This window comes from Paraburkholderia tuberum STM678 (assembly GCF_902833905.1).
GTDB classification, from domain to species: domain Bacteria; phylum Pseudomonadota; class Gammaproteobacteria; order Burkholderiales; family Burkholderiaceae; genus Paraburkholderia; species Paraburkholderia tuberum.
Genome location: NZ_CADFGP010000002.1, coordinates 230,641 through 255,471 on the forward strand (window position 1 = coordinate 230,641; position 24,831 = coordinate 255,471).

The 24,831-nt window shown below is 62.2% G+C and carries 22 protein-coding genes and 4 pseudogenes; 13 read left to right on the forward strand and 13 right to left on the reverse strand.

What is annotated here, in order from left to right; translation table 11 throughout:
- The first annotated feature begins 11 nt into the window (after positions 1-11).
- Entirely contained in the window at positions 12-983 is a 972-nt protein-coding gene (locus HWY30_RS02685) for a TIR domain-containing protein (RefSeq protein WP_090811235.1), read from the forward strand.
- On the opposite strand, the pseudogene HWY30_RS02690 reads toward HWY30_RS02685, so the two are convergent.
- The 3 genes and pseudogenes from HWY30_RS02690 to HWY30_RS02700 form a co-directional block, all read right to left on the reverse strand.
- Positions 962-1,681: pseudogene (locus tag HWY30_RS02690) on the reverse strand (IS256 family transposase). The gene HWY30_RS02685 and the pseudogene HWY30_RS02690 sit on opposite strands and share 22 nt — an antisense overlap.
- A 109-nt stretch (positions 1,682-1,790) precedes the next feature.
- On the reverse strand, positions 1,791-2,186 hold the full coding sequence (locus HWY30_RS02695) for a type II toxin-antitoxin system VapC family toxin (RefSeq protein WP_090811233.1): 396 nt from the start codon (positions 2,184-2,186) through the stop codon (positions 1,791-1,793).
- On the reverse strand, positions 2,183-2,449 hold the full coding sequence (locus HWY30_RS02700; RefSeq protein ID WP_090811904.1) for an AbrB/MazE/SpoVT family DNA-binding domain-containing protein: 267 nt from the start codon (positions 2,447-2,449) through the stop codon (positions 2,183-2,185). The genes HWY30_RS02695 and HWY30_RS02700 overlap by 4 nt, the downstream gene beginning before the upstream one ends.
- Positions 2,450-2,599: 150 nt before the next feature.
- Here HWY30_RS02700 and HWY30_RS43295 point away from each other — a divergent pair, with 150 nt between their 5' ends.
- Complete coding sequence (locus tag HWY30_RS43295; protein ID WP_482052118.1) at positions 2,600-2,725, forward strand: CppA family protein; 126 nt, start codon at positions 2,600-2,602, stop codon at positions 2,723-2,725.
- Between the two features lie 191 nt (positions 2,726-2,916).
- Positions 2,917-3,633 carry a hypothetical protein gene (locus HWY30_RS02705; RefSeq protein WP_143037299.1) on the forward strand — a complete coding sequence of 239 codons (717 nt, stop codon included), beginning with the start codon at positions 2,917-2,919 and terminating at the stop codon, positions 3,631-3,633.
- Here HWY30_RS02705 and HWY30_RS42865 read toward each other — a convergent pair.
- The 10 genes and pseudogenes from HWY30_RS42865 to HWY30_RS02750 form a co-directional block, all read right to left on the reverse strand.
- A pseudogene (locus HWY30_RS42865) lies at positions 3,626-3,940 on the reverse strand (transposase); the annotation flags it as partial. The gene HWY30_RS02705 and the pseudogene HWY30_RS42865 sit on opposite strands and share 8 nt — an antisense overlap.
- A gap of 909 nt (positions 3,941-4,849) precedes the next feature.
- Positions 4,850-5,353, reverse strand: a pseudogene (locus HWY30_RS02715) (IS6 family transposase); the annotation flags it as partial.
- 76 nt (positions 5,354-5,429) lie between these two features.
- The gene (gene ltrA, locus HWY30_RS02720) at positions 5,430-6,527 is read right to left on the reverse strand and encodes a group II intron reverse transcriptase/maturase (RefSeq protein WP_341809922.1); all 1,098 of its coding nucleotides are present in this window, start codon (positions 6,525-6,527) and stop codon (positions 5,430-5,432) included.
- A complete protein-coding gene (locus HWY30_RS41395; RefSeq protein ID WP_244144752.1) occupies positions 6,485-6,673 on the reverse strand; it encodes a hypothetical protein in 189 nt (62 codons plus the stop codon). The genes ltrA and HWY30_RS41395 overlap by 43 nt, the downstream gene beginning before the upstream one ends.
- Positions 6,674-7,200: 527 nt before the next feature.
- Positions 7,201-7,455 (reverse strand): annotated as a pseudogene (locus tag HWY30_RS02725) (IS6 family transposase); the annotation flags it as partial.
- An 85-nt stretch (positions 7,456-7,540) separates the two neighbouring features.
- The gene (gene hydA / locus HWY30_RS02730; RefSeq protein WP_090811231.1) at positions 7,541-8,998 is read right to left on the reverse strand and encodes a dihydropyrimidinase; all 1,458 of its coding nucleotides are present in this window, start codon (positions 8,996-8,998) and stop codon (positions 7,541-7,543) included.
- 42 nt (positions 8,999-9,040) lie between these two features.
- Positions 9,041-10,543, reverse strand: coding sequence for an NCS1 family nucleobase:cation symporter-1 (locus tag HWY30_RS02735; protein ID WP_090811229.1), 1,503 nt, complete (start codon positions 10,541-10,543; stop codon positions 9,041-9,043).
- A gap of 53 nt (positions 10,544-10,596) precedes the next feature.
- The gene (gene preA / locus HWY30_RS02740; protein ID WP_090811227.1) at positions 10,597-11,877 is read right to left on the reverse strand and encodes an NAD-dependent dihydropyrimidine dehydrogenase subunit PreA; all 1,281 of its coding nucleotides are present in this window, start codon (positions 11,875-11,877) and stop codon (positions 10,597-10,599) included.
- Between the two features lie 39 nt (positions 11,878-11,916).
- Positions 11,917-13,311 carry an NAD(P)-dependent oxidoreductase gene (locus HWY30_RS02745; protein ID WP_090811225.1) on the reverse strand — a complete coding sequence of 465 codons (1,395 nt, stop codon included), beginning with the start codon at positions 13,309-13,311 and terminating at the stop codon, positions 11,917-11,919.
- 127 nt (positions 13,312-13,438) lie between these two features.
- A complete protein-coding gene (locus tag HWY30_RS02750; protein ID WP_090811222.1) occupies positions 13,439-14,704 on the reverse strand; it encodes a Zn-dependent hydrolase in 1,266 nt (421 codons plus the stop codon).
- A gap of 347 nt (positions 14,705-15,051) precedes the next feature.
- Between HWY30_RS02750 and HWY30_RS02755 the strand changes: the two genes are divergently transcribed.
- The 10 genes from HWY30_RS02755 (at position 15,052) to HWY30_RS02800 (ending at position 24,625) form a co-directional block, all read left to right on the forward strand.
- A complete protein-coding gene (locus tag HWY30_RS02755; RefSeq protein WP_090811902.1) occupies positions 15,052-15,771 on the forward strand; it encodes a TetR/AcrR family transcriptional regulator in 720 nt (239 codons plus the stop codon).
- Between the two features lie 869 nt (positions 15,772-16,640).
- Positions 16,641-17,078, forward strand: a complete 438-nt coding sequence (locus HWY30_RS42875) for an allophanate hydrolase-related protein (protein ID WP_425199351.1) — start codon at positions 16,641-16,643, stop codon at positions 17,076-17,078.
- Positions 17,079-17,110: 32 nt separating this feature from the next.
- Positions 17,111-18,208 carry a BMP family ABC transporter substrate-binding protein gene (locus HWY30_RS02765; RefSeq protein WP_090811217.1) on the forward strand — a complete coding sequence of 366 codons (1,098 nt, stop codon included), beginning with the start codon at positions 17,111-17,113 and terminating at the stop codon, positions 18,206-18,208.
- 30 nt (positions 18,209-18,238) lie between these two features.
- Positions 18,239-19,393, forward strand: coding sequence for an ABC transporter permease (locus tag HWY30_RS02770; protein ID WP_090811215.1), 1,155 nt, complete (start codon positions 18,239-18,241; stop codon positions 19,391-19,393).
- Entirely contained in the window at positions 19,386-20,312 is a 927-nt protein-coding gene (locus HWY30_RS02775) for an ABC transporter permease (RefSeq protein ID WP_090811213.1), read from the forward strand. Before HWY30_RS02770 ends, HWY30_RS02775 begins: the two co-directional genes overlap by 8 nt.
- A gap of 71 nt (positions 20,313-20,383) precedes the next feature.
- Positions 20,384-21,076, forward strand: a complete 693-nt coding sequence (gene biuH, locus HWY30_RS02780) for a biuret amidohydrolase (RefSeq protein WP_090811211.1) — start codon at positions 20,384-20,386, stop codon at positions 21,074-21,076.
- Between the two features lie 2 nt (positions 21,077-21,078).
- A complete protein-coding gene (locus tag HWY30_RS02785; protein ID WP_090811209.1) occupies positions 21,079-22,692 on the forward strand; it encodes an ABC transporter ATP-binding protein in 1,614 nt (537 codons plus the stop codon).
- A 43-nt stretch (positions 22,693-22,735) separates the two neighbouring features.
- Complete coding sequence (locus HWY30_RS02790) at positions 22,736-23,398, forward strand: cysteine hydrolase family protein (RefSeq protein WP_090811900.1); 663 nt, start codon at positions 22,736-22,738, stop codon at positions 23,396-23,398.
- Positions 23,399-23,403: 5 nt separating this feature from the next.
- On the forward strand, positions 23,404-23,802 hold the full coding sequence (hpxZ, locus tag HWY30_RS02795) for an oxalurate catabolism protein HpxZ (protein ID WP_090811898.1): 399 nt from the start codon (positions 23,404-23,406) through the stop codon (positions 23,800-23,802).
- An 85-nt stretch (positions 23,803-23,887) separates the two neighbouring features.
- Positions 23,888-24,625, forward strand: a complete 738-nt coding sequence (locus HWY30_RS02800; protein WP_244144753.1) for a GntR family transcriptional regulator — start codon at positions 23,888-23,890, stop codon at positions 24,623-24,625.
- The last annotated feature ends 206 nt before the right edge of the window (positions 24,626-24,831 follow it).

Here is a 24,831-nt window from a genome sequence, read left to right on the forward strand (position 1 = left end):
CGACAAGTACGTTGACAACCGCCGGTGGTGGACATCTGGAGCGACCACCGGATTCCTCCAGGGGGGAGATCGAGGCGCACATTAGCGCTGAACTTGACGCGGCCGATCTGATCATGCTCGTGGTCAGTTCAGACTTCATGAACTCGGATTACTGCTATGGCATCGAGATGCAGCGTGCCATGGAGCGTCATCAAGCAGGTTCAGCGATCGTTGTGCCGATAATCGTACGTCCTTGTGACTGGACATCATCGTTGCTTGGCGGACTCAAGGCACTACCAAAAGATGCCAAGCCGGTAGTCAAATGGCCAACCCTTGGCGATGCGTTCGTCGATATCGTTCAGTCGCTACGCAAGTTGCTCGCCGCGAAGAACGGAGGCACAACGCGACCTGTTTCCAGCTCTCCTGTACGGCAGTCGTCTGATCAGGTAGCTACTGTCGCGCCGCCGCGCCCGCGATCCGGCTCGCTGTCCTTACCGCGAGAGTTCCGCGATATTGACCGCGACAACTTTCTCATGGAGGCCTTCGGCTACATTGCCGTTTTTTTTGAGAATTCGCTGGAGGAGTTAGCTCCGCGTAACCCCGGATATGAAGGCCGGTTCCGTCGCACGTCGGAGACGGGATTTACCGGAACCATCTATCGAGATGGCAAACGGGTGGCGGGCTGCTACATTCGGATCACGCACTCCTACGGATCACGAGGTCAGATCGGCTATTCCGGAAACGGTAACCCTCAGGACAACAGTTTCAACGAAATCTTAAGCGTCGAAACCGATGAACAGTCGATGTACCTGAAGGGGATGATGACAAACCGGTCGGGCCGTGAGCAGAAGCTCACGCATGAGGGAGTCGCCGAACAGCTATGGCAGCTTTTCATAGAAGGGTTAGATAGGATACGCCTATCTAACCCGTTCTATGGAGATAACGTCAAGTCTGGTGTATGGGCCGTTGATAGCCGGCGACGTCAAGCGGCGAGTTTCTGCTGACCCGGTTGATCGTCTTGCACCGGTTCGCCGTCCCTGGAGGCAATACCCTCCAGCAACAGCTTGATCTGTTCGGGGCCGTTAATGCGGCGCCAGGTTTTCTCGGCTTCCTCGATCAGCTTGAATGCCAGGCCGAGGAAGGTTGGTCACGACACGCAGTTGCGCGTCCGCGTAGTGCGGTGACGCACGGTCGCGAACGTCGATTCGATCGCATTCGTGGTGCGCAAATGCTGCCAGTGCTCGGCCGGGAAGTCGTAAAACGCCAGCAGGCTCTCACGGTCCTTCTTCAGAGTTTCGGTCGCCTTCGGATATTTCGCCGCGTAGACCGTTACGAAACGATCGAACGCAGCGTACGCGTCCGCACGCGTAGCGGCCATCCAGATCGCCTGCAGGTCTGCCTTCGCGCGTCCCTGTTGCGACTTCGGCAGCGCGTTGAGCACGTTGCCCATCTTGTGGAACCAGCAGCGCTGGCCGCGTGTCGCAGGAAACACTTCTTCCAGCGCAGCCCAGAAGCCCATCGCCCCATCGCCGACTGCCAGCAGCGGACCGGCCTGCAAGCCGCGCGCCTTCAGCTCCAGTAGCAGCTCCTGCCAGGACGCCTTCGACTCGCGATACAGTGCGGCGACTACAGCAGCCATCAAGGCCCTAGCGCCTCCCCATGAGCGGGCGAACCCCGAAACATGGGCGAGGACCAACGACACGATTACAACGCGCGCACTTCGCGACGGGCTTGACTACGCCGCGGGAAAGCCAGCGCGAAACGGGTAGTTTGTGGCGACTGCTGTACAAAGGAGGTCGGCGGCCTTGCCATTACAACAGTGTGGCGGAGTGGCCCTGCTTCGTCAGGAGGGACACGGCCTTCCTGTCGAAAGAGATGAACCTTTCCCCGCCGAGAAATCGGCCATCCCAGGCAATGATGCCATCGGCAAAATCGCCACCCGCCTCAAGCAAGGCAAGGCCCGCTTCGGCGGCTGGCCGGTTAGCGACAACATTACGCGTATCCAGCAGCGCGCGGATCGCTACTGCGATATCAGGCTTCGCTACCTTGTATGCGCTACGCAGGACCCAGACCAACTCGCTCAATGTCTGCAGGCTCACCGCCACCATGTCGGCCGTGTCCAGTAGCGCAGTGGCCTTGTCTGCCTGCTCTTCATCATCGGCGACGATGGCACGCAAAAGGACGTTCGTATCAACGGCTATCTTCATGCCTTACCCGCCCCCGCCTTCGCGCCGGCTTTGGCGATTGCCTCGTCAATCTCCTCGATGGTCAATCTCGCACCGCTTGTCTTCCCCCTCAGGACGCCCCGCAACTGGTGAAAGGACCCACCGGCCCGCGCGGCCCTGAGCTCGGCCCGGCCGTCAGGCAGCAGATCTACCTCAATCCTCTCTCCCGGCTGGATACCCAGATGCTGGAGAACTTCCTTCCGGAACGTCACCTGGCCGCGGGATGTGACAGTTAGCGTGCTCATATCGACTCCATCAGATATCGCCATTGTAATGCAAATTTGCATTATTCGCATGGGCGGTGTTGATCGCCCATGTGTCGGCCCAATCTTGCTCTTGCAAGGCACCGACTTTGTCGATACTGTATAAAAATACAGTATCCGAGGGAAGCCATCATGGAGCACCAGATCAGGATCTACACGGAGAGGGACCGGCAGGTACTTGAATGGTTGCGCCAGCGCGTGGGAGACGCAGCGGTGGCACGAGCCGTCGAGCAATGTGGAGGCACCGTGAAGCCATAATGCCGTTGTTCCCGCGTACTTCAAGGGACGAATCTATGTCGATCTGTCAGAGCCCGGGCGTTTTGAAGAGGAATACGAACGACTGATTCGATGGGTGTATGACCAGCCACTCTATGTGAAACCACCTCGGGGGAAAAAGCCGGCTTTTCTGTCCGAAACAACGGCTCTTAGGGTATGCAACCGCTCGGCGAATGAAGCGGGCTCTGGAGGCGTTGCGCGAGGGAAAGGCGGTCGCCTCTTCCGCGCTTGAGGATTACCTTTCGAGCGCCGCGGCCGACTTTGAGGGACTACGTATCGTCAAACAAACCGGTATGGAGTTTGACGATCAGGTGGTGACATCCTTAGAGGCCTTCCTGCCGGTCCGGGACGAACTGCTCGAAGTCATCCAGGCGGTTGCCCGGTATCAGCCAAGCGATGAGAATCTTCGAAAGATCCATCGGTTCTTTGAAGAACTCCTCGCATACTACGCACCGCCACCGACCGTGATGCAGTGGACGGATACGGACTTCGACAATTTTGTCTTTATATCGTACGAACTCTTCCTGCACACGTTGGCAATCTTCATCGACGCGGAACGGTTCGAGCAGGCGCGCAGCCTGATCGCAACGGATTTTTATGTGGGACGGAACCGAGGCTTTGGGAATCGATCGATGGTTGCGTCAAACTCGTTCGACGGCGAATTGAAGTCGCTCCAAATGCGAAACAGTCGTCTAAAGTTGGGGAGGCAGTCGGTTCAGGCAGATCTGCTGCGTGAGCGGTGCAAGTCCGGCCTGGTCCGGTTTGAATCGTTGGCGCAGGCTGACATCGTTTTATATATCTATTTCAAGCGGCAACCCGATTCGTGGTGGTATCCGCAGACAAGCTTTTTTCTTGGTTGGTCAGTAAAAAGTGTGGGTGGATGCCGGTGAGATTCTCGCGCCGCTTGAGCAGGCACCAGCGGGATTTCTTGAGCACCGGCTCGTAGCCGTCGCGAGTCATGCGCCGGGCCTCGTCGGCACGAACTTCGTCGATGGCCTTGTTCATCCTGGCGACGATGTGAAAGCGGTCGAGGATATTCAGAGCGTTCGGGCAATGACGCGCGGTCATCTCCAGGTAGGGTTGCCACATGTCCGAGCACACGAATTCGACCTTCTCACATAGCGGCTTTCCGATCATGGCAAAGAACTTCGCGAAACTCTCTTTCGTGCGCTCTTGTCCGACCCAGAGCAGTCGCGTAACCTGCTTGAATCCGGAATCGGAAAAAGTGAAATGCGGATCGGAAATCAGCGCTGAGATTGCGCCGGCTACTCGAGTCAGGACGTGGAGGTCGACAGTATCGGGGTCGATTTGCATCGCTTTGAGCGAATCGGCCCTAAAGTTTTGCAAGACACCGTAGTTGGCGTCGAGATTATGCAGAAGAACGAAGAGTTCACGCGCTGCCAACTCCACCTGACGAGAATAAGCCAAGTGTTCGAATCGCTCCAGATTGAATTCCATACTTCTTCCCTATAAGCGAAAAACTGAGTAACGCGCGCCATTCGCTTTGTGGCGCGCCGAAGGCGTCAAGTTGGTAGCTGATGTGTCAGTACACACGCGCTGCACCGGATGCGCTCTACGAAGTTAAGCGTGACGCCGCGCTTCTTCTACTCCGGATGACAATGCCCGGAGAACGGTGCGTCTCGCTCGCTCTCGGCACACCGCAGGAATCGCTTAGCCGCGTGCCACAAATACAGCATGAAATGCAGGGGTCTGTGCAACCGCAGAAGTTGCGCGGCCGCGACTTTTTTTGACATCGCATATTGGTCCCAGAACATTTAACCTATGCGGGAGCCATACAGGTGTCGGCCGAAGCGGCTAGTAGCCGTCGCCACACATCGAGCACGCAGGGTGCAAAAAGGAAAATCATGATTGCTGGAGCCGACAAAAGGCCCAAACGTTACGCACCCCGCTGGCGCAATCCAGTCATCGTGGTCAGTTCGGTTAATGTACTGTTCACCGCGCATGCTTTGAATAGTAAAATTTCTATACTTATCCGTATGCTACGATGGACTAGGTCGGCACCTCTTGATGCCTAGTTCGGCGAGCGGTATTGTCAACTTGTTGAAGGGCGCGCAGGCGACATCACTCAACATAAGGATCACCAATTTATGCGGCAACGCGATCCAGCATCGGATTGCCCGTTACCGTTTCCCACGCCTTGAACGCATGCTTGCGGGCCTGCCGTTTCTGTTGCGCGTTCGCGTTGTAGCGGCAGTGCATGAACAGGTTGCTTACCTGAGCATGGACCGACGTGAATCGTTGTAGATGGCGCGCCGACTTGAAGCGGCGCATCACCTTCTGGCGCACGCGTGTGGGCTGGTGGGAATTCTCCGCCCGGTTGTTCAGTCCTTTGTGTTGCCGATGCTCGACGTTCAGGCCCAGTTCGTTGTTCGCCGCCGCGTAGCTGCGCAGCTTGTCCGTGACGATCACGCGTGGGCAGCCGTGGCGCCTGAGCAGCTTGCGCACGCCCCGAAGGAAGTCCCCTTGGGGGATCAGCCGTTTGGCCGCCGCCTTGTCGCGGCGGCTCTGCACCAGCACATCGAGCACTGCGCCGTGTTGATCGACAGCCCGCCACAGCCAATGCTTCCTGCCGTGGATCGTCACGACCAGGTAAGTAGGCCCGGGGGATTTCACCCCGAGCCTCTCGCAGAACCGTGCGTAAACCTCTCGATTTACACGGCTCCCGTTATCCAACCTTTACCCCCAGAAACTGCCAGTGCACAAACTGTCGCGGGTACGCCTTCCTCATCTTGTGCAACCACTCGTCGCTACGCCGCTTATGCCGTCGTAGTGTTTTGTACTTGCACCGGGCCCAGCGTGCGAGCTTGCGGTCCAGATACCGACCGAGCCCCTGCATGGCCGTCCGATAGAAAGCCCCGTAATAGTTCCACCAACCACGTATCGTGGGATTGCATTGATCGGCCAGTTCGACCAGTGACCTGAACGTCTGACGAGGTAGCCGCCACCCCCGCACTGTCTGTCTCATCCGTTTCAGGGCATCACGACTCACGCCGGGCAGAAAGCTCGTTGAGAGCTGCCCAGACCTGGTCATCACCCTTCGCGAACGAAACAGGAAACCCAGAAATGTGAAGGTCACATTCGGGTAGGCTTGAGTACGGCTTCGGTCCCTGCAATACACGATGCCTGACTTTTCGGGATGCATCTCCAACCCGCATTCCGCCAGCCGCGAGGCAATGGCATGCATGACCTCCTGCGCCTGCGCCTCACTGCGGCAGTGGACCACCGCATCATCGGCATAACGCGCAAAGGGACATTGCGGGAGGTGTCGCTGCATCCATGTGTCAAGCGCATAGTGCATGAACAGATTCATCAGCATCGGGCTGACCACTCCGCCCTGGGGTGTACCGCGCACCCGTGGCAGTCTCGCTCCGGCCGCAGTCTCGAACGGCGCAGTCAGCCACCGCTCGATATACAGCAGGATCCAGTCCACCTTGATGTGCCTACGCACCGCCTTGAGCAGGAGGCCATGATCAATCTGATCGAATGCCGCCTTGATGTCAAACTCAACAACCCAGTCGTATTTCCAGCAGCGCTCACGCGTTACCGCAACCGCCTGTTTCGCCGATCTCCCAGGCCGGTACCCATAAGAATCTTCATGGAATATCGGCTCAAGTATCGGCTCGATCATGAGCTTGACAACCGTCTGGGCCACTCGATCTGACACGGTGGGCACGCCCAGCTTTCTGGTACCACCCTTGGCTTTCGGTATCTCAACCTGCTTCACCGGTGGCGGGAAATACGAGCCGACGACATCCGGTTCCACAACTTGTACAGATTGCCCGACAGGTGCTGCTCGAACATGGCGATCGTTTCATCGTCCACGCCTGCAGCACCCCGGTTGGCCCTCACCAGCTGATACGCTTCCCACACCGTGCGCTTCGCAATGCAATACGGTTTCGTTGAGGTCATGTCACTCATCCCCACCATGCAGGTTGGTGACCTTCGTCAACCGGATAACGCCACCCCTTCGCTCCACCCTCATTACAAGGGCTTCAGCACTACTACGGGCAGCTCCGCCCCTCGTTGCGGCATCGGTATTCTTCCTTATGGTGTCTGCCATTTGTCATTTCCCTTTGCATCCGCAACAAGGTTCTCACGTTCCGTACTGAAGCCTGTGTTGAGCTCATGCCACCTTTACGCCGACTGCCATCAGGTCCGTAAGCAGGTCTCGTCCTGACTGATCCTGGAGCGACGAAGCGGCTCCAGTTTTGACAGCGCTTTAACACCTTAACGACGCGTCATCGAACGGTTTGCTTTCGCTCATCTTCTCAACACGTACCTGCCACCCTGATGGATGACTTTTCCGCGGTCGCTCACCACCACGCCTTTTGAACGCAGCAGCACCGGGCGGTTTGGAGCCTGCTCCTGCAAGCCGACTCCGGGAGGCCAACTCCCATCTTCAGTACAGCACCACAAGCTTTCGCTTGTGTTCGTGACACACCCTCATCCAGGTGCCACTTGTCGCCGCGACCCGGCGCTGTCGAACGAATACGCTTCGCGACCGCCAGACCGAACTTCGTCGCCCAGCACCGCACCGTTTCGTACGTAAGCTCGATTCCCCGTGCCGCCAGCATCTCCTCAACCATGCGCAGGCTGAGCGGGAACCGGTAGTACAGCCACACCGCGTAGCTGATGATGTCCGGCGGAAATCGATAGCCCTTGAACGAAATCGGCGCCTCGGCCGACAGCAAAACGGAAACGGAAGCTTTCTTCATGCCCCATTATATTCGTCGACCCCGGCGCCAACTTGACAATACCCTCCACGCGTTGCCGTGTTTATTGTGGTGCGTCACCTTCCCGATGCACCGGCTGCGTCTGCTTCAGGCTTTTCGCGAGGCGCGAGGCCTGCAGATAGCCGGGATTCGCGGGCCGCTTCAGATAACGCCCGGCTCCGCGCCGCGCGCGCAGGTCGCCGTCCGCCCACACGAGTTCGCCTTGTGAGACGGTGTGTGTCGGCACGCCGCGAACCGTCATCCCTTCGAACACGTTGAAGTCCACGTTCTGATGATGCGTCTTGACCGATATCGCGCGCGTGGCCTCGGGATCCCAGACGACGAGATCGGCGTCGGCACCCACGGCCACCGTGCCCTTGCGCGGGTACAGGTTGAAGATTTGCGCCGCATTGGTGGAGGTGACGCGCACAAATTCGTTCGGCGTGAGCCGGCCGGTGTTCACACCTTGATCCCACAACACCGCCATGCGATCTTCCACGCCGCCGCAACCATTCGGAATTCTCGTGAAATCATGGCGGCCCATGGCTTTCTGCGAAGCGCAGAACACGCAGTGGTCGGTTGCGGTGGTGTGCAGCAGGCCGCCCTGAAGCCCGCGCCAGAGCGCGTCGCGATGCTCCTGGGTACGGAACGGCGGACTCATCACGTGGGCGGCGGCGCGCGTCCAGTCCGGGTCGCGATAGACCGACTCATCGATCACGAGATGCCCCGCGAGCACTTCGCCGAATACGCGCTGCCCTTCGCCGCGTGCGCGCGCGATCGCCTCGAGCGCGTCTTTCGCCGAGACATGCACGATGTACACCGGCACGCCGAGCACCTGCGCGATGCGGATAGCGCGATTCGCTGCCTCGCCTTCGACTTCGGGTGGCCGTGAAAGCGGATGCGCCTCGGGCCCCGTGAAACCGCGCGCAAGCAACTGGCGTTGCAACTGGAATACGAGCTCGCCGTTTTCCGCATGCACGGTAGGCAGCGCGCCCAGTTCGAGTGAGCGCGCAAAGCTGTTCACGAGAATCTCGTCGTCGGCCATGATGGCGTTCTTGTAGGCCATGAAGTGCTTGAAGCTCGATACGCCATGCTCGTTCACGAGGAGCCCCATGTCCCGATACACGCTTTCATCCCACCACGTCACCGCCACGTGAAAGCCATAGTCGGAAGCGGCTTTCTCTGCCCAGCCGCGCCACTCGCGAAAGGCGTCCATCAGCGGTTGCTTCGGGTTAGGGATGACGAAGTCGATGATCGATGTCGTGCCGCCCGCAAGCCCCGCCGCCGTGCCCGTGTAGAAGTCGTCGCTGGCGGTCGTGCCCATGAAGGGCAGCTCCATATGCGTGTGCGGATCGATGCCGCCAGGCATCACATATTGGCCACCGGCGTCGACCACGGTCGCGCCCGCAGGCGCGTCGAGGTTCTCGCCAACGCTCTGGATCACGCCGTTTTCGCAGAGCACGTCCGCACGCCAGCTCTTGTCTGCATTGACGACGGTGCCGCCTCGAATCAGGATCGCCATGATGCCAAGTCTCCTTCAGTTGAACATTCACGCTTGAAACGCTCACGCGCTCGCAACACGTGGGCGCCGGCTCTTGCCGAGCTTCATCATCACGCCATAGACGAGCGCCGCAATGGCGAGCCCCACGAACCACGCATAGGTGTAAATGCTTTTGAACGCATCGGGCACGGCGGCAAACGCATTCGGGAACGCGACATTGAGAAAGCCCGGCAGGTTCGGCAGCACGCCTGCGATCAGCGCGATCACGGCAGCCGGATTCCAGCCGTTCGAGTAGGCGTATTCGCCGTTTTCCTCGAACAGCTGGGCCGTGTCGAGGCGTGTGCTGCGAACGAGAAAGTAGTCGACCATCAGGATACCGGCCACAGGCCCAAGCAGCGCCGAATAACCGACGAGCCACGTGAAGATGTAGCCCTGGGTGGTGGCAAGGATCTTCCACGGCATCATCACGATGGCGATACCCGCGGTGATGAGACCGCCCGTCTTGTACGAGATGCCCTTGGGCCAGAGGCTCGAGAAGTCGTAAGCTGGCCCGACGAGATTCGCGGCGAGATTGCAGCACATCGTGTCCAGTGTGAGGATGATGAGCGCGATGCCCACACCGACGCCCTCCATGCGACTCGTGAGGTCGATCGGGTCCCAGATCGCCCTTCCGTAAATCACAACCGTTGCCGAGGTCACGACCACGGAGACCACCGAGAGCAACGCCATCGGAATGGGCAGGCCGATGGCCTGGCCCACGAACTGGTCTTTTTGCGTTTTTGCGAAACGCGTGAAGTCGGGAATGTTGAGCGCGAGCGTGGCCCAGAAGCCCACCATGGCCGTGAGGCTCGGCCAGAACGTCGCCCAGAAGAGGCCCGCCTTCTTGCCGCCGGCGGCGAACTGTGACGGTTGCGACAGCATCGAGCCCACGCCGCCTGCCTTCGAACATGCCCACCACACGAGCACTGCGCACATCACCACCTTGATGGGCGCGGACCAGCTTTCGAGCCAGCGGATCGAATCGGTGCCGTGCAGGATGAAGTACAGCTGGAACACCCAGAAGACGAGGAAACAGCTAGCCTGTCCGATCGAAATGCCGAGCCACGGCAGTGCGTCGCCCACCAGCGCGTTGTGCGTGAGGATGTTGACGAGCGTGTAGATGGCGCTGCCGCCAAGCCATGATTGAATGCCGTACCAGCCGCACGCCACGACGGCGCGCAGCATGGCTGGCAGCTTGGCGCCCTGGGTGCCGAACGACGCTCGCACGAGCACCGCATAAGGAATGCCGTACTTCGTACCCGCATGACCGATCAGCAGCATCGGCATGAGCACGATCAGATTGCCGAGCAGCACGGTTAGCACGGCCTGCCATGGCGCCATGCCCTGCTCGGTGAGGCCGGCGGCGAGCATGTAGGAGGCGATGTTCATCACCATGCCTACCCAAAGTGCCGCGAAGTGATACCAGCGCCATGTGCGCTGCGCAACGCCGGTGGGCGCGAGATCATCGTTGTATAGCTCGCTTTCGGCGCGGCGCGCATTGGCGTCAACTGCAAAGGGCTGGCTCATGAGGTGGGTTCTCCGTGCTTGTCGTGGGTCCGGCTCGATCCGGCTTCGAAATGTCAGGCGGCTTTCGGGTCGGCGACACGCGCCGGGTTGTTCGGGTGCGTGGTCCAGTTCTCGTAGCGCTCGCCCGAATCGACACGCTCCATCGTGATGCATTGATCGACCGGGCAAACATGCATGCATAGATTGCACCCGACGCAGTTCGCATCGACCACCTCGAAGTGGCGCTTGCCGTCGCGCGTGGCGGTGATCGCCTGATGCGAGGTGTCTTCGCAGGCGATATGGCAGAGCCCGCACTCGATGCAGCGGTCCTGATCGATACGCGCCTTGATGTCGTAGCTGAGGTTCAGGTATTGCCAGTCGGTGACGTTCGGCACGGCGCGGCCGCGAATCGCGTCGAGGCTCGCGTACCCTTTGTCGTCCATCCAGTTGGAAAGGCCGTCGATCATGTCGCTGACGATCCGGAAACCGTAGTGCATCGCCGCGGTGCATACTTGCACGCTGCCCGCTCCCAGCACGATGAATTCCGCGGCGTCGCGCCAGTCGGAAATGCCCCCGATGCCAGAGATGGGCAAGCCTTGCGTTTGCGGGTCGCGCGCAATCTCCGCGACCATGTGCAGTGCAACGGGCTTCGCGGCAGGACCGCAATAGCCGCCATGCGTGCCCTTGCCGTCCACGGTGGGCAGCGGCGCCATGACGTCGAGATCGACACCGACGATCGAGTTGATGGTATTGATGAGCGAGACGCCGTCCGCACCACCCTTCATCGCCGCGCGCGCGCCGTGACGAATGTCGGTGACGTTCGGTGTGAGTTTCACGAGGCAAGGCAAGCGCGTGCCTTCCTTCACCCAGCGCGTGACCATTTCGATGTACTCGGGCACCTGACCCACCGCCGCGCCCATGCCGCGCTCGCTCATGCCGTGCGGACAGCCGAAATTCAGCTCCACAGCGTCCGCGCCAGTGTCTTCCACCTGAGGCAGAATCCACTTCCAGTCGTGCTCGTTGCAAGGGACCATCAGCGAGACGATGAGCGCCCGGTCGGGCCAGTCCCGCTTCACCTGCGCGATTTCCTTTAGGTTCACGTCGAGCGGCCGGTCGGTGATGAGCTCGATGTTGTTCAGACCCGCCATGCGCTGGCCGCGCCAGGTGGTGGCGCCATAGCGCGAGCTTACGTTCACCACGTGCGGGTCGAGCCCGAGCGTCTTCCAGACCACGCCGCCCCAACCCGCCTCGAAGGCGCGATTGACGTTGTAGGCCTTGTCGGTGGGCGGCGCGGAAGCGAGCCAGAACGGGTTGGGCGATTGAATGCCGGCAATCGTGCAGCGCAAGTCGGCCATGATGCGACTCCTTCGTTTTATCTGGATTCGGTGTAGCTATCACGCGGCTCGGGCGGCCCTGGCGGACTGATTCGCAAGGAAGCGGTCGATCGCATGCGCGGCAAGCTTGCCGTCCTGCACGGCCTGGACGGTCAGATCGGTGGCGCCGTGGCCGGCACAGTCGCCGCCTGCGAAAACGCCCGCAAGGGACGTGGCGCCGTTCGCATCCACCGCGACGCGCCCGCCTTCCTCGGTGAGTTGCAACCCGTCGAGGCCTTCGGGTAACAGCGTTTGGCCAATTGCCTTCAGCACCATATCGGCCTCCACGCGCACGATCTCCCCAGTGCCGCGCAATGCGCCGCTCATATCGAGCCCGGTGCGCTCGAATTCCACGGCCCGCACCTGCGTGTCGCCGACGAATCGCAGCGGCTTCATCCACTCGGCCAACGTCACACCCTGGCTACGCGCGAATTCCAGTTCGGCCCAGGTGGCGCTCATCTGCGCCGCGCCGCGACGATAGGCGAGCGTCACTTGCTCCGCGCCCAGCTTGCGGCTTTGCACGGCGGCGTCGATTGCCGTATTGCCGCCTCCGAGCACCACCACCTTGCGACCGACGGGCACGCTGGCCAGATCGTCGGCCTCGCGCACGCGCGCGATGAAATCCACGGCATCGAGCACGCCGTCGAGCAGTTCGCCTTCGATGGAGAGCGTATGCGTGCCGCCAAGGCCCACGCCGATGAACACCGCGTCATACGCCGCGCGTAACTCCGCAAGCATCACGTCATGCCCCAGTCGCTGGCCTTGGCGCAGTTCTATCCCGCCAACGGAAAGAAGCCACCGCACTTCGCGCTGCGCGTAGTCGTCGACGGTCTTGTACGCGGCTATGCCGTACTCGTTCAGGCCGCCCGGATATTCGCGCGCGTCGAAGACGCTCACGCGATGCCCGGCAAGCGCGAGCGTGTGCGCGCAGGCGAGACCCGCGGGACCCGCGCCGACCACGGCAACATGACGGCCTGTCTCGCTGGCGCGCTTGAAGAGCGCAGGGGCACCGGCGGCTTCGCGGGCCATCTGGAAGTCCGTGGCATGACGTTGCAGCGCGCCGATCTGAACGGGCTCGCCATCCTGATGATTTCTCACGCAGGCGCCTTCGCAGAGAATCTCGGTCGGGCACACGCGTGCGCACATGCCGCCCAGCGGGTTCGCGCTGAGGATATCGCGCGCCGCGCCCTTGAGATTGCCGTTGCCGATCTTGCGAATGAAACCGGGAATGTCGATGCCCGTGGGGCACGCGTTCACGCAAGGCGCGTCGTAACAGTAATGACAGCGGTCGGTGGCGATCACGGCCGCATTCGCGGAAAGCGGCGGCGCGACGTCGGCGAAATTGCAGCCCAGTTGCTCGGCACTGAGACGGCCTGGCGCGATGCCGTTGGCGGCATTCGAGGTGGTCTGGGACATCCGGATGCTCCTTGCGAGGCAAAACACGGGTCCGCCGGCCGCGTGCGTGACGTGCGCGGCCGGTAGGTGGGGAATCGTTGGAAAGACAGCGCGGCGCTGAGACCGCTTGCGTTCGATCGAGATTGCGTCAGCCGGGCTCGCTCGCGCGTTCGAGCATGGCGTGCAGCAACACGTTCGCGCCGGCTTCGATCCATTCGATCGTGGCGTCCTCGACTTCGTTGTGGCTGATGCCGTCGATGCACGGTACGAACACCATCGAGGTCGGCGCGACCGTAGCGAGATAGCACGCGTCGTGACCAGCGCCCGAAACGATGTCGCGATTCGAATAGCCGAAGCGCTCGGCCGCCGCGCGCACGGACTTCACGCACGCCTCGTCGAACGGCACGGGCGCGTAGTAGAAAATCTGCTCGACGTCGGCTTCGAGCTTGCCCTGTTCCGCGATCTTCGCGATGCCTTCGCGCAGCTCGGCGTTCATCTGCGCCAGCACCTCGTCCTGCGGATGGCGAAAATCGATGGTGAAGAACACGCGGCCCGGAATCACGTTGCGCGAATTCGGATGCACCTGCATCATGCCGACCGTCGCGCACGCGAGCGGCGCATGACGCAGGCCGATTTCGTTGACGAGCTGCACGACGCGCGAGGCGCCCAGCAGCGCGTCGCGGCGGCGCGGCATGGGCGTAGGCCCTGCGTGCGCCTCCTGGCCTGTGAGCACGACTTCGTACCAGCGCTGACCTTGCGCGTCGGTGACCACGCCGATCGTCCTGTTTTCGGCCTCGAGTATTGGCCCCTGTTCGATGTGCAGTTCGAACGCCGCGTGAATCTTGCGGCCGCCGCACGGCAACGCGCCCGCGTAGCCGATGCGCTGCAATTCCTCGCCGATGGTCTTGCCGTCGACGTCCTTGCGCGAGAGTCCGTACTCGAGCGCAAACACACCCGCAAATACGCCCGAGGCGACCATCGCCGGCGCGAAGCGCGAGCCTTCTTCGTTGGTCCAGATCACCGTTTCAATAGGGCGCTCGGTTTCGATGCCGTAATCGTTGAGCGAGCGAATCACTTCGAGGCCGCCGAGCACCCCATAGATACCGTCGAAGCGCCCACCGGTTGGCTGCGAGTCGGCGTGCGAGCCGGTCATCACGGGCGGCAGGTCGTTGTTGCGCCCCGCGCGGCGCATAAACACGTTGCCCATCTGATCGACACTGATCGTGCAGCGCGCCTCTTTCGCCCATTGCACGATGAGATCGCGGCCCTGCTTGTCGAGGTCGGTCAGCGCCAGACGGCACACGCCGCCTTTGGGCGTGGCGCCAATCCTGGCCATCTCCATCAGGCTGTCCCACAATCGCTGACCGTTCACGTGGATCGCGGTCGTCAGCGCGGCTTCGCTTACTGCGTTCATGCGTGTTCTCCTGTTCGTGCTTGTCAAACGTGCATGCATGCCACCGTGTTGGGGCGCGAAGGACCACGACGGTGCACGTCTCGATGGCACTGCGCGGCCCCTGAAACCCAGCCCTTCGAATCCTGTCCGATTGGACAGGTTTTAGACGAGAAACTTCGCGAATTCAATGCGGAGTTACGAGCGAGAAGCGTGCCATTGATGCTGCAGTGCGTGAAAAAAACCAGGCGTCCGTGCTGCGCGTTTCTCCTGATGTCGGTGAATTCGCGGCGCACTTGCATCGTGGCTACAATGATTCCGGCATGCGCGCGGCGCCGCCGCGCTCCTTTTCTCTTCCGAATGGACCGAACATGCGCGACGACGAACCCACCACGCGAGCCGCGCCCCTCGCGACGCGCGGCACCGTGCAGGCGCAACGAGCCGCCGACACATCGCACAAGCCACAGCGGCGCAAAGCCTCCATTCGTGCGTCGAATGAATCCCATCTACTCGCCTGTGCCGAAGCCGTGTTCGCCGAACGCGGCTTCGAAGGCGCGAGCACGGCGCTGATCGCCGAGCGCGCGGGTTTACCGAAGGCGAATCTGCACTATTACTTCCCGACCAAGCTGGCGCTGTACTGGCGTGTACTCGACGATGTGTTCGAGGAATGGAACGCCGCCGCCAACCTGTTCGATGCAAGCGACGATCCGGTCGAGGCGATTGGCGGCTACGTGCGCGCCAAGATGGCCCTGTCACGGCGCCGCCCACTTGGATCGAAGGTGTGGGCCAACGAAATAATCAGCGGGGCGCTGCACATGCAAGAGATCCTGCTCGAACGCGTGAAGCCCTGGATGGACACACGCGTGAAGCTGATCGAGCGATGGATAGCCAAAGGGTTGCTCGCGCCCGTCGACCCTCGGACGCTCCTCTTCATGATCTGGGCGACCACGCAGCACTACGCCGATTTCGAGGCTCAAATATGCGCGCTCTCGGGCAAACGCGCGCTCTCGACGAAGCGCTTCGAGGCTACGACGGAAGAAGTGGTGAGCATGATCCTGCGGGCGAGCGGAGCGCGATCGCCGGTCCGATGAATTGTTTAGGGAGTTTCCCTGATGACGTCATTGTCTCGTTGCCGCAGTCGCTGTTTTCCGCGTTAATGTAAGCGCTAACATGTCCAACAACCAGCAATACCCAGCCGGCTTTACAGTAAGGTTGTCGCTTTCATGTACCGAACGGCATGAACGGCTGAAAGCTCAATGACGGCGTTGAGTCCAGAGGCGGCGCGAGTACTCAAACGTCTGAATCATCCGCTCGCGTTCCGTGCAAAAATCTGGTCTCGCCGACTTGGATATCCCGCCAAGCGCCCTATACTTGAAGAGAGCCGCGCGGAAGCCGGCCCCTGATGCAGAAGCGGACGAGAAATCGTTCATTGGGGCGCGGTAGCGGGGCCACGGAAACGCCCGTGTGAATAACACGGGCGTTTTCTTTTTTGTGCCCCGATCGTGCAGCTTTGGAAAGTGACCGGCTGGTCACGCCCGTTGATCAGCGGTCTTGCCTTGTGTCCCAAACCCGGAGCACGAAGATGGTGGCACGGGCTGGGCATATGCGGGTCTTATTTCGAGATGGATTTCGTATCGCCCGCCCAAACACACCCACTTGTGAACTTCGCGGGGCGGCGGGCCGTCATGCCCGTCCAGTTCCTCTCCGAGCCGGTGGTAATGGTCTTCGCCAGGCTTCCTCGCTTCGGCCAGGAGTGCCTTAACTACCGCTCGCTCAGTCCTGCGAGCGTCAGGATCCGGTGGGTGCCAACGAGGGGGCGATAGCCGAGCGAACCACCGCTCGCGCCCTTCCCTCTGGTTGGTGCACGATGAGCGGGACACGTGCACCAACCCAAACCAATCGCGACCCACACTGGATCACGGGTAGACAAGTACCAGCGTCTACGCCAATGTAAAAATCGTTGCCGGGCAAGGACTTCCTGCCAGCCTCCCCTGCCTGGCACAGTTGCTGCGAGCATGAGCTCAAACTTGTATTCAAGATTGAACTCATGCTTCCCGACGCCTTCTTCAAGGTTCGAGCGCTGCTCGAATCCTACGCCACCAAAAGCACGACGCCTCGCGACATCGTCGACACGGTAATCGCCCGGATCGAAGCCTCCTGTCGCCCCGAAGTCTGGATATCGCGCGTGAGCTTCGGCGCATTCGTTGCCCACGTGCCGGCGCCGCTCGGCATCGGCAGCGTGCAGACAGCCGATGGACTCATCGTCAAGGGCTTTATCAGCGAGCCCTCGGCGGTCGCACCAGGCAGCGGCGCACGCGACATCACTGCATTCGGCGGCTGGCGTGCATGGCTCGCAACGGCGGCCGGAACGCAAGCCCAATCCGATCGGCAATTCTGAATATATGCATTGAACTCACGAGGAGTCCAACCATGACAAACCGTCGCGATTTTCTCAAGGGCGCTGGCGCCCTCGCCCTCGGCAGCACGCTCCCATTCGACCTCGCTTTCGGTGCGGAGCCGCTTACGGTCGGCGTCATCTACGTCGGTTCGCGCGGCGATTACGGCTACAACCAGGCACAAGCGCAAGCTGCGGCTGTCATCAAGAAGCTGCCGAACGTGAAGGTCGTCGAGGAAGAAAACGTGCCCGAGACCGTCGCCGCCCAAAAGACCATGGAGGCGATGATCGAGCAGGACGGTGCGACGCTCATTTTCGCGACCTCGTTCGGCTACTTCGATCCCCATGTGCTGAAAATGGCAGCCAAATATCCGAAGGTTCGCTTCGCCCACTGCGGCGGTCTCTGGAAGAGCGGCAATCCGGCCAACATCTCCAGCTACTTCGGCTATATCGACGAATGCCAGTATCTGAACGGCGTCGTGGCAGGCCATGCGAGCAAGACGAAGAAGCTGGGCTTCGTCGCGGCCAAGCCTATTCCGCAGGTGCTGCGCAACATCAACTCATTCACGCTGGGCGCGCAGTCGGTGGATCCGTCGATCGCCACGCACGTGATTTTCACGGGCGACTGGTCGATGCCGGTGAAGGAGGCGGAGGCCGCCAACAGCCTCATCGATCAGGGCTGCGACGTGCTCACGTGTCACGTGGACGGACCCAAGGTCGTGATCGAGACAGCCGAGAAACGCGGCGCGATGAGCTGCGGTTACCACGCAAGCCAGGCGGCGCTGGCGCCGAAGGGCTATCTGACGGGCGCCGAATGGGACTGGGCGACGCCCTACAAGCTGCTCGTCACAAACGCGCAGACGGGCAAGCCGCAGCCGAACATTCTTCGCGGCGGTCTGCGCGAAGGCTTCGTGAAGATGTCTCCGTATGGCGCGAAGGTGACACCCGATGCCCGCACGCAAGCCGACACCGTGAAGGCGAAGATGGTCGCGGGCGACTACGTCATCTTCAAGGGACCGATGAAGGACAACAAGGGCGGCAGCGCCATTGCGGCCGGCACGAGCTACGCACAGACCGATCTCGCGCTCGAAAGCATGAATTATCTGGTTGCCGGTGTGGTCGGCCAGATCTGACGGCCGTAAGCGTCCTCGCCAGGAGTCGTGATGGCCGCATCCCTTTCTCCCGCTCAAGGGCCGTCGCGAAGGCTGCCTGCAAGTCTCGCGCGCCTGCTGCTTGCGCTGTTGCCTGGGTTGCCGACAGTATGTGCAATCGTGGCAACTCTGGCGATCTTCGGCATCTTCCTGCTCGTGCAGGGACAGCCGGCCATCCAGGCCCTTGGTCTCATTGGTGAAGGTGCGTTCGGCTCGTCGTTCGCATGGCAGAACACCTTGCTGCGCGCCGCACCGCTCATGCTTACGGCTCTGTGCGTCGCGCTGCCTGCCCAGGTCGGCCTGATCGTGATTGGCGGCGAAGGCGCGCTCGCGCTGGGCGGGCTCGCGGCCGCCGTCGTGCCGCAGTGCCTGCCGCAGGCTACGCCGTGGATCGTCGCGACGCCGCTGATGGCGATTGCAGGCATGCTCGCGGGGGGCCTGTGGATCAGCGCAGTGGGCGCGATGCGTCAATGGCGTGGTGTCAACGAGACCATCAGCAGCCTGCTGATGTCGTATATCGCCATCGCCGTCTTCAAGTTTCTCGTCGAAGGGCCGCTGCGCGATCCCGCCAGTCTCAACAAACCGTCGACGCTGCCCCTCCCCGACGCCATGACCATCGGCTCGCTGCCGGGACTCGACGTGCACTGGGGCCTCTTCTGGGGCGTGCTCGCGTGTCTCGCTGCCTGGGTGCTCGTGCGCCAAAGCACGCTCGGCTTCGCCATGCGCGTAACGGGTGGCAACGTGCACACGGCGCGCCTCGTCGGCCTGCCCGTGGGCGGGCTCGCGCTCACCGCCTGCGCGCTAGGCGGCGCATCGGCGGGACTTGCCGGAATGTTCGAAGTTGCGGCCGTGCAAGGCAGCGCGAATGCGTCGCTGCTCTCGGGCTACGGCTATGCGGGCATCCTTGTCGCGTTCGCGGCACGCCAGAATCCGTTCGCCGTGATCGTGTGCGCCCTGATGGTCGGCGGCATCGAGGCGAGCGGCAGTCTGCTGCAACGTCACCTCGAGCTGCCCGACGCCGCCACGCTCGTGCTGCAAGGGCTGCTTTTCGCGAACCTGTTGGCCTGGGAGGCGCTTGCTCCCCGTCTTGCCGCCTTGCGCGTGAAACTTCAGGCCGCCGCGCTCGACACCTCGTCTGCTTCACTGGAGCGTACCCGCCATGTCTGACCTTCATTCGCCCGCTGCGGTACTGCTGATTTCGCTCTTTGCGGGGGCCATTCGCGTGAGTACGCCCTATCTGTTCGTGAGCCTCGGCGAGTGCCTCACCGAGAAAGGCGGCCGCGTGAATCTCGGTCTCGAAGGCATCCTGGTCTCAGGCGCCATGTGCGGCTATGCGGGCTCGTATCTCTCGGGTTCGCCGTGGATCGGCGTGCTCGCGGCGGCGGCGGCCGGTCTGGTGCTCGGCTGCCTGCATGGGCTGGTCTGCTCGCTGCCGCGTGTTTCCGATATCGCGTTCGGCATCGCGCTCATGCTGTTCGGCACCGGCCTGGCGTTCTATCTCGGCAAGCCGTTCATCGAGCCGCAGGCAGCGATGCTCCCGTCGATCGATCTCGGCGCGTGGGCCGCCTCGCAGCAAGTGCACAACGCCCTGCATATCAATCTGCTCTTCGTGATTGGCGTCGTGCTTGCCGTCGCTTTGCAGTGGGGACTGCGCTCGATGCGCTGGGGCCTGACGCTGCGGCTCGTCGGCGAGAACGCCGAGAGCGCGCGTGCAATGGGCTATCCCGTTACGCGGATACGCGTCATCGCGACGGCGGTGGGTGGTTTCTTCGCGGGCGTGGGCGGTGCCTATCTCTCGCTCGTCTATCCCGGCAGCTGGAACGAGGGACTGTCGAGCGGGCAAGGCCTGATGGCCGTCGCCCTCGTGATCTTCGCACGCTGGCAGCCGCTGCGCTGTCTTTGGGCCGCGCTGCTGTTTGGCGCTGCCGGAGCGCTTGGCCCCGCCCTGCAGGCAATCGGCGTGACCAGCGGCTATTACCTCTTCAACGCCGCCCCTTACGTGCTGACGCTCGCGCTCATGATCATCAACTGCAGGCCGGATCGCACGCTGGCGGGCGCACCCGGCGAGCTGAGCCTGACGCGCTGAGCGCGCACAGCTTCCGACCGACCGAATCCAGAATCGCCCGCGCTCGCGTAGCGCGCGACCGGAGAATCGACATGACCCGTACCATCGAAGCCCGTCCCTATTCCTGGCCCTACGACGGGAACCTGCGCCCCGACAACACGGCGCTCGTCATCATCGACATGCAGACCGACTTCTGCGGTTACGGCGGCTACGTCGACAAGATGGGTTACGACCTCTCGCTCACGCGCGCCCCGATCGAGCCGATCAAGCGCGTTTTGGGGCCGATGCGCGAACTCGGCTTCACGATCATCCACACCCGTGAAGGGCATCGGCCGGATCTGTCCGATCTGCCGGCGAACAAGCGCTGGCGCAGCCGCCAGGCGGGCACGAACGGTCTCGGCATCGGTGACATGGGCCCGTGCGGCCGGATACTCGTGCGCGGCGAGCCGGGCTGGGAAATCATCGACGAACTCGCCCCGCTGCCGGGCGAAATCATCATCGACAAGCCTGGCAAAGGCTCATTCTGCGCGACGGACCTCGAACTGATCCTGCGCACGCGCGGCATTGCGAATCTCGTGCTCACGGGCATCACGACGGATGTCTGCGTCCACACGACGATGCGCGAAGCAAACGACCGCGGCTTCGAATGCACGTTGCTCGCGGACTGCTGCGGCGCGACCGATAAGGGCAACCATGACGCTGCGCTGAACATGGTCCTGATGCAGGGCGGCGTGTTCGGCACGGTGTCCAGTTCGGCCGCGCTCGTCGCTGCCCTGGAGCAGTGACCATGATCACCGCGACACGCGCGCTCGGCGTCGAGGTGATCGGCGCGAGCAAGTCGTTCGGGACGTTCCGCGCACTCGATGACGTTTCGATCAGGGTTGCGCCCGGGACGGTTCACGCGCTGCTAGGCGAAAATGGAGCAGGCAAGAGCACGCTCGTGAAGGGGCTCGTGGGCTACGGCCCGCTCGATCGCGGCACGATTGTGGCCGATGGAAGCGAGGTGCGCATCGCATCCCCGCGCGATGCGCAAGCGCTCGGCATCGGCATGGTCTATCAGCATTTCACACTCGCGGCGGGGCTCAGCGTCGAGGAGAACCTGCTCCTTGCGCGCGGCAACCTGTCATGGAAGATCGACTGGGCGGCCGAGCGCAACGCGCTCGACGCCTTCATGCGCCGTATGCCGTTTCGCCTCGAACTCGATGCGCCGGTCTCGTCACTCGCGGCGGGAGAAAAGCAGAAGCTGGAAATTCTCAAGCAGTTGTATCTGGAGCAGCGCTTCCTGATTCTCGACGAGCCCACCTCCGTGCTCACCCCGCAGGAAGCCGACGAAGTGCTCGGCCTCATGCGCACGCTTGCCTCGCGCGGCGACCTCACGGTGCTGATGATCACTCACAAGTTCCGCGAGGTAATGGCCTATTCGGACAACGTCACGGTATTGCGCAAGGGCCGCTTCGTCGGCACCTGCGCGGTGGCCGACACCGACCGCGACCGGCTGGCCGCCTGGATGATGGGCAGCGACGCAAGCGCGCAAACGCGTGAGGGCGCCGCTGAAGACACCGATGAGTTCAGGCTTGCGCGCCGGCCGAACTCGCCCGACGCTCCGGTGCGGCTCTCGCTATCGAGCCTTTCGGTCGTCGACGAGCGTGGGCACGCTGCCGTGCGCGAGGCGTCGCTGAGCGTGCGCGCGGGCGAGATCCTCGGGCTTGCGGGCGTCTCCGGCAACGGTCAGAAAGAACTGATCGAAGCGCTCGTCGGGCAGCGCAAGGCCCAGTCGGGCGCGATGGCCGTGGAAGGTTCGCCCTATGCCGCGACGCGCGAAGAGATGACACGCATGCGCGTGTTCGCCCTTCCCGAGGAGCCGCTGCGCAATGCTTGCGTGGCAGGCATGAGCGTGGCCGAGAATATGGCGCTGCGGGATTTCGACCGCGCGCCGCTGCGGCGCGGCGGATGGTGGCTCGATCGTCGCGCCATGCGCTCGCGCGCCGAGCGGCTGATCGCCGAATTCGACGTACGGCCTGCGCTGCCCGAGCGCGCCATCGGCTCGCTGTCGGGCGGCAACGTACAGCGCGCCGTGCTGGCTCGCGAGCTTGGGCACGCAGTGAACGTGCTGATCGTCGCGAATCCTGTGTTCGGACTCGACTTTGCCTCCGTCGCGGACATCCACGCCCGCATTCTCGCGGCGCGCGATGCCGGTGCGGCCGTGCTGCTCGTCAGCGAAGATCTCGACGAACTGCTCGAGCTTGCCGACCGGATCGTGGTGATGGCCGAGGGACGTCTCGTCTACGAGACTGCAGCAAACGAGGCGGATCGAGTGGTGCTTGGGCGTTACATGGCGGGCCATGGCGACGAAGGCAGGCCGCAGACGGCTGAGCCGGCCGAGCTGCACGCAAGCGCCTGAGCGGCGCGCGAACGATACACAACGCAAACGGAGAAATGTCGCGATGACAACCATCGCCAGCGCAAAGCCCGCGCCGTTCACGTTCGACGCGCGTCATACGGCGCTCATCGTGATCGACATGCAGCGCGACTTCATCGAGCCGGGTGGCTTTGGCCAGGCGCTCGGCAACGACGTATCGCTGCTTTCAGGCATCGTGCCGACCGTCGCGCGGCTGCTCGCGCATGCGCGCTCGGCGGGATGGCAGGTCGTGCACACCCGCGAATCGCATACACCCGACCTCTCCGACTGCCCCCCGGCCAAACGCATGCGCGGCATGCCAGATGCGCGCATTGGCGACGAAGGACCGATGGGCCGCATCCTCGTGCGCGGCGAGCCCGGCAACGCGATCATCGACACGCTCGCGCCGATCGATGGAGAACTCGTCATCGACAAGCCCGGCAAAGGCGCTTTCTACGCAACGCAGCTCGGCGAGGAACTGTCGATACGAGGCATCACGCATCTCGTGTTCGCGGGCGTGACGACCGAGGTCTGCGTGCAGACTTCGATGCGCGAGGCCAACGATCGGGGCTACGAGTGTCTACTGGTCGAGGACGCGACGGCAAGCTACATACCGGCGTTTCGCGAAGCGACGATTGCAATGATTCATTCGCAGGGCGGCATCGTCGGCTGGACCGCTCCACTCGACGCCCTGCTGGGGGCAGACTGATGACGATGGAAGTGAACCGGCCCGAGATCGTCGCGCAGGTCGCGGCAGCTTTCGAGGCTTACGAGCGAGCGCTGGTCGACAACGACGTCGAGACGATGAACGCCCTGTTCTGGGACGCACCCGAAACGGTGCGCTATGGCATCGCCGAAATCCAGCATGGTGGCGACGCGATCCTCCGCTGGCGGGAAACCTGCGTGCCGGTGCCCCGCTCGCGGCGCTTGCACCGCACCGTGGTGACGACGTTTGGCGGCGACTACGCGACGGTGAGCACTGAGTTCACGAGCGACACCACGCCTTTGACGGGCCGCCAGATGCAGACCTGGGCGCGGCTGCATGAGGCGAACGATATGTTCGGCGGCTGGACGATCGTGGCGGCGCACGTGAGCCTCATCGAGCCCGTTTGAGGGCGGATAATAGGGAGTTGGCCCCCGTCGCCCACCATTGCACCGACGCGCCGCACCACTCTCGACGTTTATCGATACCTGACTCATGGACGACTTGACCGAAGCCGCCGCCGAAGCACCCGCAGCATCCGGCACGAAGGTGACCTACAGCGCAAACCCCCTCGCCGAGCAGGTGTATCAGCTCATCAAGCAGGACATCTTCAGTTTTCGACTGTTTCCCGGCGACCGCTTTTCCGAAAACGACATTGCCCAACACTACGGCGTGTCGCGCACGCCCATGCGCGATGCGCTGTTCCGTCTCGCGCGCGAAGGCTATCTTGAGGTGGGGTTCCGGCGCGGCTGGAAAGTCTGCGATATCGACTTCAATCAACTCGACCAGTTGTATGACCTGCGCATCGTTCTCGAACTGGCGGCGCTCGAGCGGCTCTCGGGAGCGCCACACGATGCGATGGATGCGTTGCGAGCCGTATGGTGCGTTGACGAACGGGAACGCGAAAGCCGTCCGGCCACGATGTTCGTGCTCGACGAGGGCTTTCACCGCGGCCTCGTGAGTGCTGCCGGCAACAATGAGATGCTGCGCGTGCACAACGAAGTGACCGAGCGCATCCGCATCGTGCGGCGGCTCGATTTTCTCAAGGCGCATCGCACGAGCGCGACGTACGACGAGCATTCGGCGATGCTCCATCTCATCGATCGCGGCAAGTTTGGCGAGGCTGCCATCCTGCTGCGCGCTCACATTACGCAAAGCAAGCTCGAGGTGCGAAAGATCACGCTGTCGATGCTCGCGACTGCGCGCGACGAGAAGCTGCCCTTCGTCAGCTAGAGAGTGCCTTTCCGGGGCTTTGGTGCAACTATCTGGCGCGGTCTCCGGGCACAGCCTTCAGCCTTCATGTCTTCGAGACGCCCTTCAAGGGGTAATCGTACTTTCCATGCGGAATTTGGCATTCCACCCCGGCGACTACGAGGAAGTCGAAGATTTGAGGGCTCGTCGGTACTTCGCGGTTCGCCGGTTGAGGCTAGTTGCTCGCT